10 protein-coding genes are annotated in these 19,450 nt (G+C 41.4%); 1 reads left to right on the top strand and 9 read right to left on the bottom strand.

Features of this window, described 5'->3' with window-relative positions; all coding sequences use genetic code 11:
• Positions 1 to 12: 12 nt before the first annotated feature.
• The 7 genes from AC58PQ_RS05720 to AC58PQ_RS05690 all read right to left on the bottom strand — a co-directional run bounded on the left by AC58PQ_RS05720 (position 13) and on the right by AC58PQ_RS05690 (position 10,258).
• Positions 13 to 1,656 carry a response regulator transcription factor gene (locus tag AC58PQ_RS05720; RefSeq protein WP_497240993.1) on the bottom strand — a complete coding sequence of 548 codons (1,644 nt, stop codon included), beginning with the start codon at positions 1,654 to 1,656 and terminating at the stop codon, positions 13 to 15.
• Positions 1,657 to 1,662: 6 nt separating this feature from the next.
• Positions 1,663 to 3,453 carry a cache domain-containing sensor histidine kinase gene (locus AC58PQ_RS05715; protein WP_497240992.1) on the bottom strand — a complete coding sequence of 597 codons (1,791 nt, stop codon included), beginning with the start codon at positions 3,451 to 3,453 and terminating at the stop codon, positions 1,663 to 1,665.
• An 80-nt stretch (positions 3,454 to 3,533) separates the two neighbouring features.
• Entirely contained in the window at positions 3,534 to 4,349 is an 816-nt protein-coding gene (locus tag AC58PQ_RS05710; protein WP_497240991.1) for a carbohydrate ABC transporter permease, read from the bottom strand.
• An 18-nt stretch (positions 4,350 to 4,367) separates the two neighbouring features.
• On the bottom strand, positions 4,368 to 5,276 hold the full coding sequence (locus AC58PQ_RS05705; protein WP_497240990.1) for a carbohydrate ABC transporter permease: 909 nt from the start codon (positions 5,274 to 5,276) through the stop codon (positions 4,368 to 4,370).
• 102 nt (positions 5,277 to 5,378) lie between these two features.
• Entirely contained in the window at positions 5,379 to 6,764 is a 1,386-nt protein-coding gene (locus AC58PQ_RS05700; protein ID WP_497240989.1) for an ABC transporter substrate-binding protein, read from the bottom strand.
• A 527-nt stretch (positions 6,765 to 7,291) separates the two neighbouring features.
• On the bottom strand, positions 7,292 to 8,497 hold the full coding sequence (locus AC58PQ_RS05695) for a S41 family peptidase (protein WP_497240988.1): 1,206 nt from the start codon (positions 8,495 to 8,497) through the stop codon (positions 7,292 to 7,294).
• A 57-nt stretch (positions 8,498 to 8,554) separates the two neighbouring features.
• Positions 8,555 to 10,258: an endo-alpha-N-acetylgalactosaminidase family protein gene (locus AC58PQ_RS05690; RefSeq protein ID WP_497240987.1), complete on the bottom strand. Its 1,704-nt coding sequence runs from the start codon at positions 10,256 to 10,258 to the stop codon at positions 8,555 to 8,557.
• A 192-nt stretch (positions 10,259 to 10,450) separates the two neighbouring features.
• On the opposite strand from AC58PQ_RS05690, the gene AC58PQ_RS05685 reads away from it, so the two are divergent.
• Positions 10,451 to 11,320: an AraC family transcriptional regulator gene (locus AC58PQ_RS05685; protein WP_497240986.1), complete on the top strand. Its 870-nt coding sequence runs from the start codon at positions 10,451 to 10,453 to the stop codon at positions 11,318 to 11,320.
• A 350-nt stretch (positions 11,321 to 11,670) separates the two neighbouring features.
• Here the strand turns inward: AC58PQ_RS05685 and AC58PQ_RS05680 are convergent, their stop codons facing one another.
• On the bottom strand, positions 11,671 to 13,353 hold the full coding sequence (locus AC58PQ_RS05680) for an S-layer homology domain-containing protein (protein WP_497240985.1): 1,683 nt from the start codon (positions 13,351 to 13,353) through the stop codon (positions 11,671 to 11,673).
• A gap of 92 nt (positions 13,354 to 13,445) precedes the next feature.
• Entirely contained in the window at positions 13,446 to 18,923 is a 5,478-nt protein-coding gene (locus AC58PQ_RS05675; protein WP_497240984.1) for a galactose-binding domain-containing protein, read from the bottom strand.
• Positions 18,924 to 19,450: the final 527 nt, after the last annotated feature.

Below are 19,450 nucleotides of genomic sequence, written 5' to 3'. Positions count from 1 at the left end.
TTTCGTTAACTGTTAACTTAGAAACAATCTCTTACGAAAATCAGATGGGCTGATTCCAACAGTCTTTTTGAATAATCGATTGAAGTAAAACGGATCATCAATACCGACGATAGCGGAAACTTCCTTCACTCTTATATCCGGTTGTTTTAACAATTCAACGGCATAGTTCATTTTCAGTTCATTGAGGTATTGCACAATACTCTTTCCTGTATCCTGTTTAAACACACGACACAGATAACTGACATTCATGTTAACCTCATTGGCCAGCATGTCTAAAGTTACTTTGTCATCCAATCGTTCTTGCATAATCTTGATGACGCGCAGCACTTCTTTCCGGCAATTCCGGCTCTTTACTTGCTGCAAGCGCAAGACAGCTTCCTGCAATGATTGTTCAACAGATACATGAAACTCCTCAAAAGATTCCGCCTTCATGACTTGACGTTTCAGAAACTCAGGTAATGTATAACTCGACTCTCTCATTTGCCCTTCGCTGGATCCAGTCGTCCTCTCCCATTTCACGATCATGTTATCCAAGTCCGTTAGAAGGCTCAGAATCGACTGTTTCAAAACAACTGGATCGCACATCACTTCTCTCATTTCAATCATGATGGCTGCAAGGGATTCTGACAACCGTGCCACATCGCCCTCTTCGATTAAACTTTTTAATTCGTTTGACCATTCTGAATGTTGAATAAGTGACAACGTTGTTTGTAAGCTCATGTTAGCAGTCATAATGACAGAGCCTGGACCTTTATAGAAGGTTTCTGCTACCCCTTGACGACATCTTGCAAACTGTTCACGAAGCTGGACGAAGCCGCTAAATGATTCGCTCAACGCCACACTTATGCTTAAATTTAAATATAATGACATCAATTTAATAAGGTTGTTAGCCAGTTGAGTCCAGTTGACATCTTCCTCTTTCTTATCCAGCTTGCTTACTATGACAGTATATTGTCCATCTCCAATTTCGACCAATTCAATGGTACCCCGGTCAGAAATGGCTTCCTTAATAATATTAGCAACGGAGAAATTGAGCAGTTTTTTGTTCTTAATTTTACCTGTTGACAATGCATGCTCGTAACGATCTATCTTGACATAAATAAGATAGCCCGCCAGTTTATCCGCAGATACACCGATTTTCACAGTTTCTTTCAGCACATCTCCCAAATACTTTTCATCCTCTTGAAGCAGCTCAAGCCAAGCATGATTTCTTTGTAGAAGCTGTTTTTCATTCAATTCGACTCGAATATGGAAGTTTTTCTCCGAGCGTAACCGTTCTTCCGATAATAACTCTGTAGCCTTCACCAATACGGAGAGTAATTCATTCGGTTTAAGTGTGACTTTCAACAAATAATCGACTGCACCAAGCTTCATTGCATCACGAACCAATTCGTAATCTCCGTAGTTGCTTAACACAACGATTTTCCCTTCGAATTCTCTTTCACGAAGTATTCGAATAAGTTCCAGACCATCCATATTCGGCATCTTTAAATCGGTGATCACAATATCAGGTTTATTATTCTCAATCGCTTCTAGCGCTTGCAAACCGTCCGCCATGGTTCCAATCAGTTCAAATCCGTTTTCCTGCCATTTGATGATTGTACTTAGCGCGATCCTTACTATTTTCTCATCATCAACAACTAAAACTCGCAGCATTCTTCCTCACTCTCCTTTCGTGAATACGTAGGGAATCGTAATGACGATGTCTGTTCCGCGATCTGGTTCACTATAAATGTCTAGACCGTAAATATCGCCATAATGCAGCTTTATCCGTTCACGAACGTTGCTGATCCCAATGTTAGCCAATCGATTCTCCGATGGCTTTGCATCGAAATCCAATAGCCGCTGGAGCTTTTCTCTGGAAATTCCTTTTCCGTTGTCGCTTATTATTATTTGGATATCATTATGGATTCGACCTGCGGATATTGTAATCATAGGTTCTCTGTGTAATCCTTCTAGCCCATGAATGATAGCGTTTTCTACGATAGGTTGAAGTAAGAATTTAAGTACAAGAACGCTCATTAACTCTTCGGGGATCACATACTGCATCTGTAATGTGGTGCCGTAGCGGACTTGCTGAATGACGATATAGTTAGAAATGTTATGCAGTTCATCCCCTAATGTAACTTGTTCATCCTTGTGAACAATTGTATTCCGAAGCAATTCCGCCAAAGCTCCCAGCCCTTCACTCACGCTGTCAGCTTGACTAAGCATTGCCGCCCATTTTAGTGAATTTAACGTATTAAACAAAAAGTGTGGATTGATTTGTGCTTGTAACATTTTCAATTCGGCTTCTCGTTTATTGGCCTGTTCTTCCTTGACCTTCTCGATCAATTGATCAAGTTCAAGGATCATTTCGTTGAATTTTCCTGATAATTGCCCAATTTCGTCTTGACCCTCGTCAAGAATACTCGTTTTTAAGTTGCCATCCATAACACGAACCGCAGCATTTTTTAATTTTCTTAGCGGTGATGAGATGCTCGTCGTTATTAATGTGGTGAACACGAGTGCGATCACAATGCACACAACAATGACAAGTATAATGGTCAACTCGATTTCCTTTGATTCTTCATCAAGGTACGCAAAAGGGATCAAGCCGATCAAGTACCAGTTCAATGGTTCGTCATGCACATAGGACGCAAAATAGCGTTTAGATGCTATTTCCATGCTCCCAGTTGACTGTTCCGAGTTCATCCAAGCACGTAGTGGATCACTCGGTGTGTGGCTCTCGCCATTACGAAATAGTTCGGATTTGCTGGATAATATTTCACCAGAACCGTTCATTAAAACCAATTGGCTGCCTTCACCCAGATTAATGTCGCTGTAGGCCATTTGTGAGAAAATGTTTTCGTCGATCCCCACAATCAAATTGCCGAGCGTCCCCTCTGCCCCCTCTAAATTTGGAATCCGCCTCATCAGTGCGAGGCAAGATTCACCACCTATCGTAGTACCGAAAGTCCACGTATCCATTTGACCGTTCGTATGTGCGATCTCTGTTAATCTTTGAATATCCTGCTCTTTAAGCGTATTATACCCAAAATCATACAAAACGCGGCCGTCAGCCAATTGAATTTGTAAACTCTTAATGGTTGAGAGTATCCAGAAATTATTGCCTAACAAGCTTTGCTCGACATAGACTTGCAGTCTGCTTCTCTCTAACTCACTCATCTTATCAAAATTGACCAGTCCGCCCTGAACTTCTTTATTGAGCATGATTTGATCAGCGAATGTTTCATAATTTCGTGCTTCGTCACTGATTTTATTTTTGAGCAACTGTAAAATTTGGGAGGAATAATTACTCGTTTTGGAACTTATGGCCTGATTCGATTTGTTATACGCGATGATGCCTGTAATTCCAAGTGGTAGTATAGAAATCAACAGAAATGACACGATCAGCCTTGTATGAATGCCTGATTTCCTGGACAGCTGAACAAGTCTATGCCAATAATTCATCAAATACTCCTTCTTTTTGCAGCTTGCAAATTCTCTCATCTACTGCGCTCTCTAATTATCTTATATATCCTCTTACTTTGCTAGCCCTTCACTGAACCAAGTGTAAGACCAGCAACGATTTTTCTCGAGACAAGTACATACAGGATAAAGGTTGGAATAAACACGATCATAGATGCTGCGAAAATTCCCGAATAATTCCCTGAATTGGTAAATCCTTGTACAACCGATTGAAGGGCAAGTGCAATGGTGTGTCTCTTAGGATCACTTGCGAAAATGAGTGCATAAAAATAGTCATTCCATATGCCTATAAAATTAAAAATTGAAAGTGTTAATAGGCCTGGTTGAGCGATAGGTAAAATGATCTTTATAAAAGCTTTAATGGGACCACAGCCATCCATAGCAGCAGATTCTTCTAATTCCTTCGGAATGGAAGCGAAGAAACCAGTTAGTAAAAACACACCAAAAGGAACGTTGGTAAAAATATAAATGAGAATTAAAGTAAATAGGGAGCCTGTTAGTTTTAGTTCAACAAATAATGAAAATAAAGGAATTGAAATCAATAAACTTGGTATCGATAGTGCAGATAGGAACATCAAATTAATTACATTTTTCCCTCTAAACTTGACCCGTCCCAAGATATAGGCAGCAGGCGCTGCAACGACTATAATTCCGATACAGGCTACACTTGTATACATCACACTATTCATAAAGTATCGTCCCATATGTTGTTCTTTAAACAAACTTACATAATTGGAAAAATGTAAACCACTGCTAAATAACGTATTCGAAAATATTTCTCTTGTCGTGCTTAATGAGGCTAATATCGCATATCCAAATAGGACAATCGTAAATAAAAGCCATGCGTAAAGCGGTATATAACGAAGTTTACTTGCCATACTGGAATCAGACCTCCCTTAGTATTCTAAAGTCTCTTTTTTGAAAAATCTATTAATTACTGCAGATAACAAAAGAATCGAAAGAACAATAATGACTCCGACGGTTGCCCCTGAACCTACATTAAATTGCGCTTCTTGATAAATGTTTCTACCACCGCCAAACACCTTTAAATACATATAATAACCAGGTGTCATCGTGTGTGGATCGTTCATTCCGAATGTTGCAGACCAAACAAAAAAGTTAATGGCTGTAATCGTCCATAGAACTAAGGTTGTACGAAAAACGTCGCGCAGCAGCGGCAAAGTGATTAGGAAAAATTTCTGAATAGCGGTTGCACCTTCGAGCAAGGCCGCCTCGTAAAAATCAGGAGGAATCCTGTCAATTCCTGCATTAAGAATGATCATAAAATAACCAATTGAACCGAAGCTGAAAGCTACTAACATGGACATGAACAAATGTTGATCATCCGTCCATTGAATATTTGCTAGTGAATTCAGACCAATTGCATGGAATACTGTCGTTAGAAACCCAAAACTTGAATTATAAATATACTGCAGCCATACAACCGATAAAACAACAACTGAAACAGTATTGGGAAGAAAGATTAGCGATCTCCAGAAATTTTTCCCGCGAACTCCCGTGGAAAGGATGACAGCAAAGAGAAAAGCGAAGAAAAATATAATCATTCCGCCAAATACATATATTTTCAGTACATTCCACATTGAACCCAAAAAGTAGGAATTATGGAGCAGATCCGTGTAATTTCCTATGCCAACAAAATTCCACGTATCCATCTTGCTAGAAATAGATTCTATATTGTAAAAACTCATCATAACGGCTCTAATGGTGGGATAGAGAAAAATGGCAAGATAAATGATGACTGCTGGCAGTAGGAAAAGAGCTATAATTCGTTTTTTGAAAAGCATGTCATACACCCCCATGAAATAATCAAATCTAATGAAAAAATTAAATCTATGTGCAGCATTCCATCGAACGCTGCACATAGATAATAGCTTAAAGGTATTTAATTATTTACCAGCGTAGAATTTTTTCGCTTCCGCGCTCATTTTGGCCACATATTCATCAGCCTTAATTTTTCCTGTAACTAATTCCATAAATACAGGGATAACTGTATTAGCTGAGAAATCACCGGCATTATCAATACCAAAGCCCCATGGCATGTTAACCTTTGCGTTAGAGAAGGCAACAGAAGCATCCGTTAATTGTGTTGGCCATTTGGAGTCGATTGTCGCTGGGATCGCTAAAGCTTGCGTAGCCATTCCTTCTTGTGCTTTCTTCCCTACTAAGTATTTAATAAGTTCGAATGCAGCAGGAACATTTTTGCTGTTTTTATTCATAAGAAGTGCTTGTGCACCAAAAGATAGTCCTTGTTGACCACCTTTTCCATTTCCATTAGCAATCGTAGGGAATTGGAATGAACCCCATTTGAAGTCTGGACCAGATGTTGCAGAAACTTCATTCGGCAACCAAGTTCCATTCAAGTACGTAGCAGATTTCCCAAGTACAAGGTCTTGTTGTGCTGCAGGATATTTACTTCCAGCAATTTTGTCAGAGAAATAACCTTTATCCTTCATCGTAACGACATCTTTAGCGAATTGAGCAATGATTGGATCCTTCCACATTTCGCCAGTTTTATCTTTAACAAGTTGATCAACCCAATCGCTGCCCATTGCGCTGCTTAGGTATCCACCGATAAACTGATCGCGATAAGCATCATCAAATGTAATTGGGGCAACGCCTGACTTTTTAATCAATTCACATGCTGCCATGAATTCATCCCATGTTTTAGGTGCTGCCGTGACTCCTGCTTTGTCATACACAGCTTTATTGTAGAAGAACAATACGGCATACGGTTGCTGTGGAATTGCATAGTATCCTTCTGCGATTCCTGCAGTTTTGGATAGTGATTTTGTCCAATCCATTAAGCTAGGCAAAAGGGAGTCCTTAAATGATTTGCCTGCCATACCAACGGCTGGTTGTGAAAGAAGATCATCAAACTTCAATACGTGATCCTTCAGATTGCCAATCATTCCGGATGGATCTCCTTCATAAATATCAACTTGCTGTCCGCCATCCAGAGCTGGCTTAATTAGCTTAGCGAGATCACGTCCTGTAAATTTCAATTCTACATTCACTTTAGGATTAGCAGCCTTAAATTCATCAACCGTAGTCTGAATCACTTTTGCTTGCGGTTCTGAATCTTTCCACATGGACCAGAATACGACTTTACCTTCCAAGGCAGATGGCGCAGCGGTAGCCGCAGCAGTAGCCGCTGGAGTTGCTTTGGCTGCTTCGGAAGCTGCAGGAGTTTCTGTTTTTGCTCCACAACCCGCTAATAACGACAATGGTAAAGCAGCAGCGAGTAAGGATGGGATTAATTTTAATTTCTTCATGTAAAGACCTCCTCTAAATGTAAATGCGAATTCAGGAATTGGCCGTGCAACAAGGGATAAGACTTTGTCTGCTCCAAGGAAAATGCTGCTTCCGACTTCCTATGAGTTAAGTATACATTTTCGAGATGCTTGTTTAACATGCATAATCTTGAACAAAACCTGCACTATATTGGCGTTTATGAAACTGTATTTTTATCTATCTTTGAAATGTACTTTTTGTTAAAAAAGAGGACTATAAGAATTTTAACGGGTTCCGTTTAGTGGTAGAAAAGTTGAATTGACTTGATATCTGACAATGAAATTGGGTTTGTTGTATACTGGAAGAAAAGGAAAAGCAGTGCTGACAAGCAGCCCGCCCTCTGACGAGGAACGGACTGCTTTTTTTTCATTATCTCATGCTTTTTTCCATTTCGATGATCCAATTCAGACAAAAGTCAGTCTTTTGCAGTGGTCTCGAAGTGTCCACCCTATTCTTTGCGTTATTAAATTTTTTTATTCTATTGGTTTTACAAAGCTAATAAGGCATTTCAGCTATTTAGTATTTTTCTAATGTCCTTCAGTAACTCCTCACGCCCTGGTTCCGAGTTCTCGCTAAAGTGTTGTAATAACTTTTGAAGGAGCATTTTATATGCCTTTTCGAAAGCTTCATCACTGTTGGTCTCGATATCTGGTAAAACACCAGTACCCTCCCAGTTATCTTTGGTTATCGGATTAATTGCACGTCCATTTGCGATAAAGACCTGAAAATGCTCATTTATGCGATGGATGCCACCTGAATTTGCTCCGCCACGAGTCCTTTCGCCGACAATCTTAACTCTTTTGATTGCTTGTAGACTGTAAGCGAATTCTTCAGCACCTGAACATGTTATTTGACTGGTCAGAAGATAAACAGGATTATCCATGCCAAATCGCTTCCCTGGCACAAATGGCAAACTCCAAAAAGATTGTGTGATATCATAAAATCGCCAATAAATATCATTTAAATGTACTGGTGGAGAACCATCCAACAAATAACTGGCAATTAACGTCGCCATAAATGAAGAGCCCCCTTGGTTATTACGGAGGTCAATGATTAACCCATCAGTATTCGCTAAAAAACTCATAGCGTGCGCTGCCGTTTCACCAGCAAGCTCGGGATAAACGAATTCATTAAGAACAAGATATCCTATATTTCCTGGTAATCTCTCTACCCTTTCAAATCCGTAGTTATTCAGTTTATCGCGTAATTTGATGTCCTCGTCAGCGATTGAATCGTGCAATTGAAGCGGTAACGACTTTTCACTAAAGAAAAGCTTCAAATGTATGTCATTACTTATTTCACGCATATAACCCGTAATCTTCTCCGATAAAGCTAAGCCACTCTCTACTTTGTAAAGGTCGCCTTTAGCAAGCTTTTCAAGTAGAACAGTCTTAATGCTTTCAGCAGTTTTCGGAAAAATATAATAATCAAGCAACAGGTCTGAAAGTGATTCAACCGTATTCTTAACGAAAACATCATTTAGTTGAAATGTTGTAGTCAATCTGCATTTTCCTTTCCGCTGTAGCAGTTGATGATACAGGTATATCAATTGCACATCCCATTCTTCCCAATGCGTCGCTTTCCCATTTACAGCTAGTTTACCTTCTGTGCTGCTGCCCTGCATCACGACTCCAGTTAACTTATGTTTATACGAATTAACCCCAGGCCATCCATACAGATGCACTGTCAAATGATCATTCTCTAATGTAAACATAACCCTTACCTCCAAAAGTTCTATCTCCATGCTGTCCGAAAAAATAGAGAAGAAATTTCAGTTCTCCGGTTCAATAACAACCATTTCGTTTGCATTTAACGATAGTGTTAGCTGACGATTCGATAGCGCCACTTTCGTTTGCTTGGAAACAAAGCCTTCTTTAGTTACTGTATAAATATTAACTGTATTTTCGCTCCAATTTAGCGGCATCGTCCACGTTCTGTTTTGATAGCCAACATAGCTGTATGCGATAATTTTCGGAGTTGTGCTCCAAGCAGCAGGCACAAATATATTTTTGTCCTGACGGATCGGAAAGCTATCCTTGGTTACCGTTTTTGTCGCCAGCGTCGCCACCAACTGATCAGAATAGGTCACGATCCGACTTGTACCGTTTCCATACAGCGACAATCGTGCGAATTGGTTTTGATACGCCCACGGCACTGTCATTGTCGCAAACTGATGAAGGAACTCTACATCCCAATTCGGAATCGGACCGACGATTCCTGAACTTGTCAGTATGTCTTCTCCCCACATACTTCTTCCAAAGAGTATTTCAACATTTTCCCTGTCGTCGCCGTACGTAATCGTATTGATTCCACAGCCCGTAACCAGCGAAGCCGGTCGTGACATGTAATTATCATTGCTCTGATTAAAGTGCCATGTCAATGGCATAACACCGATCAGTCCCGTATCGCTTCCGTTGTTATGTGTTTCTGTTGACCCGCTCATCGAATATAAAAACTCGCTTGTCACATCGATACCGTTATCATACCAATACCTCATCATTTTAAGTCGTGCTTCTTGCTCTTGCACCAACGTGCTTTGCTGGCTCGCGTGTGCGAAGAAAGCGTCCATATGAATGGTGCCAAAAGAGCGAATCATCGGCAGCATTTGAAGAAGTTGGTCGACGCGCTGCTTGTACTTGCCGCTTTCCCATTCGTTTTTGTAGTTCACTTGATAAGCCACTTTACCATTATAATTGCCTATTTCCTTCAGGCTGCCGTCGTCATTTTTCGAGATCAGATTTCCTTCAAGATATTCATCCCATAATGGGCTGTCTTCATAAGCATCGGTCGAATTGAGATGCAAGCTAACCTTCGTATTATACGCAAGAGCTTCTTGCATCAGCCATTTCAAACTTTCCTCCGCCGTCGCATGACCACAAGATGTACATTTCAATGCATCGTTCACAACTGCCCAAGACGGGTATTTGTCGTCATGACCTGAGAATTGCCAACCTACCAAATAAATAATTTTCGGGATGCCAATTGTCAGATTATCAATTTGCCTGATCAACTCCAACGCTTCATCAAACTTTAGCCTCACATCGGAGGTGCCGTCCGTACCAGGACTGGCCATAAATAACTTCATAGTTAACGTTTTAGTATAGTCGTTGAAATAAGGCCGTTCTGCTTTCTTGGTTACGTCACCCTCAGCGAAGTGACCCGGGATGGTTCTCCAATCTCCGACGCTCACTACAAATGACCTTTCACCCGAATGATTTACAATCGTGTACGTCACAGGTTCGTTGAAATTATTGACAGTTACGCCGCTTTGCTGAACTACTCCATTCACCATCACGACATCACCAGGTTGCGTAGTAGTGAAGACCGCTTTAAGCGCAGTGCGATCCGCATTTTCCGGAAGCGTTACATAAACATTGTCTTTATACACGAGTCCGATGTGATGAAGAGGACTGTCAGTCAGCTTTTCTATATCAAATGAAGCAAAATTCCCTGTACCGATTGAACTTGTTGACATAACTTTCGCGCTCCCCCATATTTTTCCGATTGTTTGCTAACACTACAGAAATTATAGTAGAATGATCCGTACAAATATATGTGAGAATGGGGTGAATAGTTGGTAAATTTGTGTCTAATAATTGGGCTTTTTTTAGTGGAATCAACGCTAAATCCATAGCACATTTTGAGGATAAAAGGAGGAAATCTTAAGGTGGAATATTATATTTCCTCAATGTGTAATTACACGCTTAACTTTTATTATTGCGGCTTTGAGAAGGTTCAGCCTAATCACTACTGGGGCCCTTCCATGAGAGATAATTATCTCCTTCATTATGTGAAGCAAGGGAAAGGCATCTACCGGATTAAGGATCAGGAATACACTGTATCAGCAGGAGAGAGCTTCATCATCTTCCCTGGTATGCCAAGTTTTTATATAGCCGACCAAGATGAGCCATGGGAGTACTATTGGGTTGCTTTCGATGGGAATATCGTAGAAGAATGTTTTAGGTTATCCGATATTTCTCCTGATTCTCCTACTCATAGGCATATTCATATAAAAGAATTGGAAAATATATTTTTCGCCCTATTTGAACAAGCCCGCCAAAATACAATTCCTTCCGAAATTAGCAGTATCGGCTGGATGTATCACCTCCTCTCGTTAATTTCAAAAGAGTCCTATTTAGGCAAAGTTGAAGCAACGATAAAAGAGTCCAATTCAAAACAGTTCTATGTGAATAAAGCGATTAGTTTCATTAAGTCCAACTATGCGATGCACAATTTAACCGTAGCTATGATTTCCAAATTTGTGAATTTAGAGCGTAGTTATTTCTCTAAAGTTTTTAAAGAACATACAAATCAGTCGCCCTATCAATTTATTATGAGTTATCGAATTGAGAAAACGTCCCGTTTATTGACACACACCAACCTTTCAATTAAGGATATTGCTAAAGCAACCGGATTTGAGGACGTAGTGTATTTCACCAAAGTGTTCAAAAGGCTTTGTGGCTACTCCCCTTCCACATTGCGCAAGGGGGAACTTAATTTGCTTAAATCGCGAAAATCAATCTCGGCTGATGATTAGGCCGACGCAACAACACTCATATTTTCACAACTGCAAATATACTTATTATGAAAATATATATTCATTTGAAACTATGGATGAAATCCATGAAACTTTTACGTCGATCTTCTCCGAATCGTTCTCTTTGTTGAAAACATGAAACAAAATAAACGTAATATCGTTATTGCTCGTATCTACAAAATAGTTGTAGAAAACTTTCAGGATCAAATAAAAAATACTATGGAATATCGCTTTCTCTATATAAACAATCAGAAAAGAAAATGGAGACTAAGCTTTAATTACCCTATTCGCAGCAAGAAGGGATGAACAGGTTCGTTCATCCCTTCTTGCTGCTTTCGTTTCATTTGCGATTAATAGTTATAAATGTTGTACATGAATTGCGCCGCTTCCGCGCGAGTCGTTGTACCTTGCGGGTAAAGTTTGTTATCGTAGCCGCCTATTAACCCTGATTTGACAAGAGTGGCGATACTGTTTGTAGCGTAATTCGAAATTTCCGGTGAATCCGTAAATGAGCCCAGCTCGGCTTCCGAAGCGTCGATTGTCAGCTGCCCGCTTATTCTAAGCGCCTTTTCCGTCAGCACCATCATTTCCTCTCTTGTAATAGAAGCCTGAGGTTGGAATTGGTTATTTCCGATTCCACCCGCAATGCCTAAGCCTCTGGCAATCCTTACGGCTTCGTCATAATACTCACCCTCGTTAACATCTGCAAATCGATCGCCTAATGGCCCTTGCAAATGAAGCGTACGAAGTAACAGCAATAGGAAATCTGCTCGGGTTACTTGCTGTAACGGACTAAATTCGCTGTCTGTTGTACCATTAATAATTCCTTTGGATGCCAAAACTTCAATAGCATGTTTGGCCCAGTCCACGGAAGCGATATCACCAAATGTCTTTTGAACGAACGATACCGCATACGTGCTGAAGTGTGTCGTCGAGAACGTAACTTGACCTGTGGCTGCATCATACTTGCCGTTCGGTACCGTATGAATGTTGCCTTGTCCATCTATATACCAGACGACGATATGCTCGGGATTAAGCTGTTCCTCGCTTGTAGGAGAATAAGGTACGCTCACGATGACAGGGGCTTTCGGGTTATTGAAGGCAATGGTTTGGCCGCCGGATTGAACGGTGAGCTCAATGACCGGATGAGATCCGACTTTATTCTGCACGCTTGCGTCTAGCTTACTGATGTCTGCTCGAGAGATAAGCAGCTCTGTCTGGCTATCCGTCAAATCACCTTCTCGGAACATATTGCTTGGAATAACAATAGAGGCGATCGGTGTTTTAATTTCAATTTGATATTGTTTCTTATCGCTTGACATTAAATTTGAAGGTATCTGTTGCATATAGGTCGTTGCATCGGCTGTTTGCGGAATTTCAAGGCTGATTGTTCCTTTTCCACTTGGATCAGATTCGGCTTGCTTTTGAGCTTGTTCCCATGCAGCTGCGTCAACGGTAGACGTTGCTATATTTGTTGCAGAGTCGACCTTCACTTCAGGTGAGAGTATGATCGGCCCTGATTTCGTTCCGCCTTTGCCGCCTCCCGTAGAGCTTGTAGGCTGTATATGGGCTGATACTTTTCCATTGACTGAAATAAGGTCAACATCTAGCTGTGAATTCACCAATTTCACGCTTTTCAGCACAATATCGGCCGTTCCTTCAACCGCTGCGCTAAAGGTAAATTCGGCCAATTTCGCGCTGCCGTTTTGACCAGGCGTATTTCCAAATTGCGTATGTGCAATTTGAATGTTGTTCCCGTCAACAATAGGTTTTATAGCATAGCCGTTGCTTTGGCTGTCACCGCTTATAAACCTGATCTTGCTAGCATCGTATGTCAGATTAACCTCATACGCATACATGTCGCTTAACTGCTTCCCATTCACCGTTACTTGAAAGCTGTCACCTGCCGCAGGGCTTGCGTTAGAGATGGTCAATAGAAACTGCGGGCCTGCGTCTGCATGAATGACATTTTTGGGGAATGTAGTCACAATTAAAAGGAATGCCAGCATAAATGCGAGCAGTGTTTTCTTCATCGGATAAGTCATCCTTTCTCATAACCTTGCCAGACAAGCATAATTGGATAAGGGGGAGAACCTGAGTTCTCCCCTCGTTATCATTGATCGTTTTACTGCAACATAGCTTTGGCTACGATGGCTAAGTCGATAATATCAACCTTACCGTCATGATTGACATCCGCTTTGGCATTCCAAGCGCTTTGACCCGGTTGCTTGCCATAGCTTGCCGAAACCATAGCCAAGTCCCCAATGGTTACACCGTCTTTTCCATTGACATTTGCTATTATTTTTTTGTTGTCAAATGCCTGAACTGCCCCTGCAAGTGCAACTGCTGCCTGATCCACCTGTCCCTGAGTTACAGTCGGATTATTAGCTATCATACTCGCTGCATGGATGGCCGCCTGAAGAATGGCTTTGGATCCTGATACATACAGACCGTCCATATTTCCTTCTCCTGCAGCATTATGCTTAGTTTGCGTACTTGTAATTAAGGCATTCAGCGATGTCTTATCCACCGCTACTACAGGTAAAATGATTTGTGTGTTGGAAGTGGCTCCGTTAATGTGCAATTCGTTGCCTTGACCGTTCGCAATGGTAAAACTGCTTACACTAAAGGCTGCATTCGTCACTTGCGTTACAGCTTTGGCTGTAAAGCTAAATGTCAGTAAATCTCCTTGGAGAGCAACGCCATCAGCGATTTCGCTTGCCATAACAATCTGAACATGTCCGGGCACTGTCTCTTTTTGGTCGATGACTTTCAACCCGTAAACAAGGGAGGTCACCGAACCCAACTGCATATTCACCGCATCATAATGAAGCGTCAACACTTGGGCATTGATAAGTTGGAATTCAGTTTGAGTCAGGTTGCTCAGTCCCATCGTCACATCCAATGATTCCCCAGTTATTACCTGCTGTGGATTCGTTAGGGTAACCTGAGGCGATACTGATACTGGTGCTGGTAATACCGTCACGCCGATGCTTGTTGTCAGTGCTACGTTGTTCGGATTTGCAACTCCGTCAGGCAAAGTTACTGTTCCGTTTACAGTGAATGTCTGCCCTGCTGGCGAGGACGGATCATAGGATGATGCATACACATCCCAAGTCACACTGGCATTCAGGCTTCCTGCCGTATCCGTTACTAGTTCTACTGTTGCTGGCAATCCAAGAGCAGATGCCGTCTTCGCTGTTCCGTATACAACTCCAGTGATGGATGCCGGCGCTGTGATTCCCACAAGCCGCATCGAATACAGCTTCTCTATTAGACCTTCTCTGGCATAGAACAGATCGCTATTTGCTTGGCTGATCTGAGCTAATGTGGCATTAGCATTATCAAGCACTTGCAAAGCCGATGAGAGTGCTGCTACAAACGTATTCCATGTTTCATCTGAATAATTGCCTTTTACTATTATGGAGCTGTCATCATACAAATTTCGCAAAATAGTTTTATCTGCAGATGCTATTTGTGCATGAACTTCAACTTCAGCAATGGTTAAAATCGCATTTGCAGCTCTTCTTTGAATCTTAATGGTTTTACCATTAATTTTTTCTCCATTCGGTCCCGCTACAGGAATAACTTCGGAGATACCTTGAAGAGTACCATGACTATGAGTCCATACCACATTTGAATTGCTGTTAGTAATGGTAATGTCAAAATCACTAGCTCTGTCTATAAAACCATTTCTAGCATAGATAACAACTTCACCTATTTCTTGATCAGACCCTAAATCTACCTGCCAATATGGCTGATTTGTTGTAGTCGATTCAAATATGGAATTGCTCGCATTAGCAATCCAGTTTGGATTCGTATTTCCATCTACAGCTTTTTCTGGTCCACCATAAGCAGCACTTGGAGTGCTGGATGTAGTTGTCTTATTTAATGCAAGATTAGGAATCGGATCTGCAACTTTTACTGCATTGTCCACACCGAACAATTTAAACTCGCTAATTTGTGGAAGTGCAGTTGCAGAGACAATAAGCAATCTCATTTTCTGAGTTTCGACAGTTGGGAAATTAACTTCTAGGGATGCTCCGATTGATGTTCCGCTCGCGATATCCATCCATTGAGACCCTTTATAATACTGAATTTTATATGCAGTGACAGCGCTTCCTGTTTCATGAATGACCGCTCTGTTCACCCTAGATGGCCTTGAAAAATCCATTTGTAACCAAGCGTTTGCCGTTGTTGTTGGTTTCCAATAAGTTTCCATTGCTCCGTCTTTCGCACTAAAGCCGTTTACACCTACTCGATAATTGACATTAACGCCTTTATCGTCCGGGATCACCACAGTTTCCGTAGTTCCAGAGTCTGCTGATGCTGTGGCTGTCATAGAAAGGTTGGCATCTGCAAATACGCTAAACTCCTTGATTTGAGGATTATTTAACGAATTAGTTACTAATAGCCTGATCTTGTTGCTTCTGATATTGGGGAACAATAGCTGTTTTTTAGCTCCGATTGTGGTGCCAGCTTTAATATCTACCCAAACATCTCCTTGCAAATACTGTATCTTATATTCTTTGATTTTGTTGCCCTGTTCCATGATTTCTACACGATTCACTTCAGTTTCATGGTCAAACGTTACTTCCAGCCAATTGTCGCTTCCGCCATTAGCTGTCCAAACTGTAGCGTCATTGCCATCAATCGCATTAGCTGCCGCATCAGTTGCCGATTCACTCGAAGCTGCAGCTGTGCTTCCATTTGCGGTGTTGACAGCTCCTGCTTCAATCTCTTGTGTTTCTGCTGGGACAAGGATATAGGCTACCTTGGCAGGCGTATTCAAATGAACACTTCCACCTACTACATTCATTCTGTCGATATAGGACTTCCCTGACTCCGTAAGCTCATATCTGTCTACTTTCGTTACTCCTGCCCAAGATGTCGGAAGCACCCAATCCCTATTACTTCCGCTTAAGCTATAAACATGGATCTTCTGTTCAGGCTCCTCCAGATCAGGAATGAATCTGTCGGTACCGTCCGCATACACGACATTGCCTTGCGTTACCATAAATTTATTGGCTTGCGTCTTATCAAGCTTGGCAATGATGTCGTTACCCCATCTAACCGCATACATTTGTGCATTGTCGATATATTCCATCGCGGTCTGCTGTTGCAGCAATGCATTCAAATACGTATAGGTGTAGAAATCATCGATAACAGCATTAGCAAACAGTTTATCATTATAATAATTTAAATTACCTGAACGGCTTGCAATAAGTCCGCTGAATAATTGAGCTTGATTAGTTGAACCAATGTGATAGGAAGAACGACCGGCCGTAACGAAATCATCAATTCTGGAATTTGCGTTATTTCTGTATTTATTGCTGAATTGGCCATTTCTCATATGGGCAGGCTGATATCCCTCAGTGGCGATATTGATACCAAAACTAGCATATTTCTCAAAAATCTTTGCCGTAGCCCATGATTCGTGCACACCGTATACACCGTTATAGGGGCTCGGATTATCCCATAACTGGTCATTATAAAGGATCTTAGGGGCCGGCATGCCTTGCGTAGTAAAGAAGGTATTCATCCGTGCTGGCGTGTTTCCGGCCACCCAATCCAAAAAGTAGGATTTGTTATAGAACGTATGTTGACCAAAAACAGCGCTATACCCAATTAAACCCCCGCTGCCATTACGCGAAATCACTTTTGGATCCCAAGAATCTGCTTGGTCAAGGGTGAGTTCTTGATTTAAGTGGTAGGATACTTCTCCGCCATAATTACTCATATCATCTTCTGCTTTGAGCATGGCCTGAAGACCGCCTGCACCTGGGTTTACCGGCTGTGCCCAGTCTCCCCATCTCCAGTCATGTCCGTGCTGCTGCCATCCAGCCACGGCGAATTCCGTAGGCGAACCTTCTGTTTGGTAGTATATTTGTCTCATTTGAGGTGCAAAAATAGAATAAGGCGAATATATTCCGGAGTTTGTTGGGTTATCTGGGAAAGCGCCATGAACTTGCTGCCATGCCCCACCTGCCGCATAAATGTCCGACATGCCTTGTAAGGGTTTAGGCAATTGGTCCCTTACCCAAACAGCACCGTCCTGCCAATCTACTAAGCTATTGTTATTATTATCAGCACCAATGTAAGTTTTACTTTCAAACATCCGACCTGATAATACGCTAGTTTCGGCACCTAAAGTAGCTCCAGCTGAAGTATTAGGTTTATAGGCAAAACGATAATAATACTCTCTCTCATACAACCCAGCGTGCTTGACGTTGTTAAATGTTTGTACTTTTACTTGCAAGGGTGTATCAAATAAATTATTGTATACGGAACCAACAATCTTATCCGTATAAGTAAAAGCCCATGAACTCCAATCCGTACGATTGGTTAGCGTACTAACAGCAGCTACGGTATCGCCGTTCACTTCGCCTTGGTAGTTATTGTACTGATCTGGATCATCTTCGTATTCGTAGGCAATTTTTGCATTTGCTTGATCGCCTCTCGCCCTAAGGGTAGGGACATCAAGCTTGAGGGAAATTAGGAATGGTTCACCTGGTCCGGTAATACTTGATATTTTCTTTACAAGCTGATTACCTTCGAGTGAAAACTCATACGCAATGTCAACTCCACCATGAAAATCAGGCACATTCAATGTATAATTGGCTGTTTGAGTTCCGTAGGTAAATGATGTAACACTTGCAGGATATGATTTTCCAACCGGGTTTACACTATCCGTGATATAGGCAACATGCTCAATATTGGGATACCCTCCATAAAGCGTTCCTCCGGTTGATTTCAACTCATAATTAAGCGCTTGCGGGAATGTCTTGTCTACAGTAACCTTAATTTGATCATTCTCCAGTGCATAGCTATCTGCAGGAGCACTATCATCCAGAGCAGGCGGATTATCGATGACCAAATCATATACTTTGAGATTATCGATATAGTTTTCAGATTGTGACCAGAGCATATAGCCTACAAGGCCCGTATGCGTAGTTCTTCCCCCTGGGAAGTTAGCATCCGTTACCAGCTGATCGTCAACATATACGCGATAATTTTCATTGTAATACTCAATACGCCACTTCTGCCAAGTAGATGTTTTAATCTTTCCATTATGAGAAGGCAGATTGTCAGCCGCAGCAAAGCCTGGGGGCTTAGATCTTATTCTCATTACGCTAGAATCCTGATTAGCCAACCAGGTATATGTAGTGGGTTCAACATTGGTTGCTGTATAATTCACTCCGAAAACATATCCCGATTTTTGTGATCCAAAAGTGGGTGATGGTACTATTTTCATATCAAATTCTGCGATAGCATTTTTAGGAGCCACGGTAGAATTCGTATCTACTACAAAAATATTTGCGGCATTATCGGGTGCTTCATTGCCATAAACTTTGAGTGCCGTTCTTCCGTCTACGGTTGCAGTTGAAAAACCGCCATTAAGCGGAGTACCAAAGTTGATCTGAACTAAGCCGTTTGTATTATCCAGATCATTACTGTACTTTAGCGCGCCTTTCTTATACCGATCTCCAATGGCTGCGCTTACTTCTTTTGCAGTAAATGGAATATATGACATAATAATGAATACCGCTAACATAAGACACATGCTTTGTTTCAAAAGTTTTTTCGGTGACTTACTTCCCATTTCATGACCTCCAATAGTATTGTTATCACGCCAAACATCTAAAAAGACAAATTCAGGTTGCTGGTCTATTGCTTTATAAATCCCCCAAAAAAGTTCGGATTCATGGCATCCCCCCTCCTATAAGCCTACTCAATAACGCTATATTGCGTACATGGATTATTTTCTTCGATGCATGCAGTATCTTGACTTTTTACATCAGTAGTAAATCGGAAGATTCGAGTAATTTTGACAACACTATGCAAAAAAAAGAAACCCACAGCTTCGAGCTGAGGGTCAATGTTTATATTTTTAAAGGTGCTTGACTAGCGTTTACCTACTTCAAAGGTACCATTGTAATCGTCTCGCCTGGCACAGTTTCCAACTCTATTAGTGCTCCTTCCAATATTGCATCTCCATTCGTGGATTCGACTTGCACCTTGCTACTCCAAGGATTGTAGAATCGAAGAAACGATCCCTTCTCAGCACCTGTTCCAGATTGTGGAGCCCACTTGGTACTTGTACCTCGATTTTTCGGGCGAATTTGAGAA

It is taken from the genome of Paenibacillus sp. J22P143 (assembly GCF_059692035.1).
The sequence above is the reverse complement of the archived record's forward strand: the minus strand, read 5'-3'. Positions and strand labels throughout refer to the sequence as shown.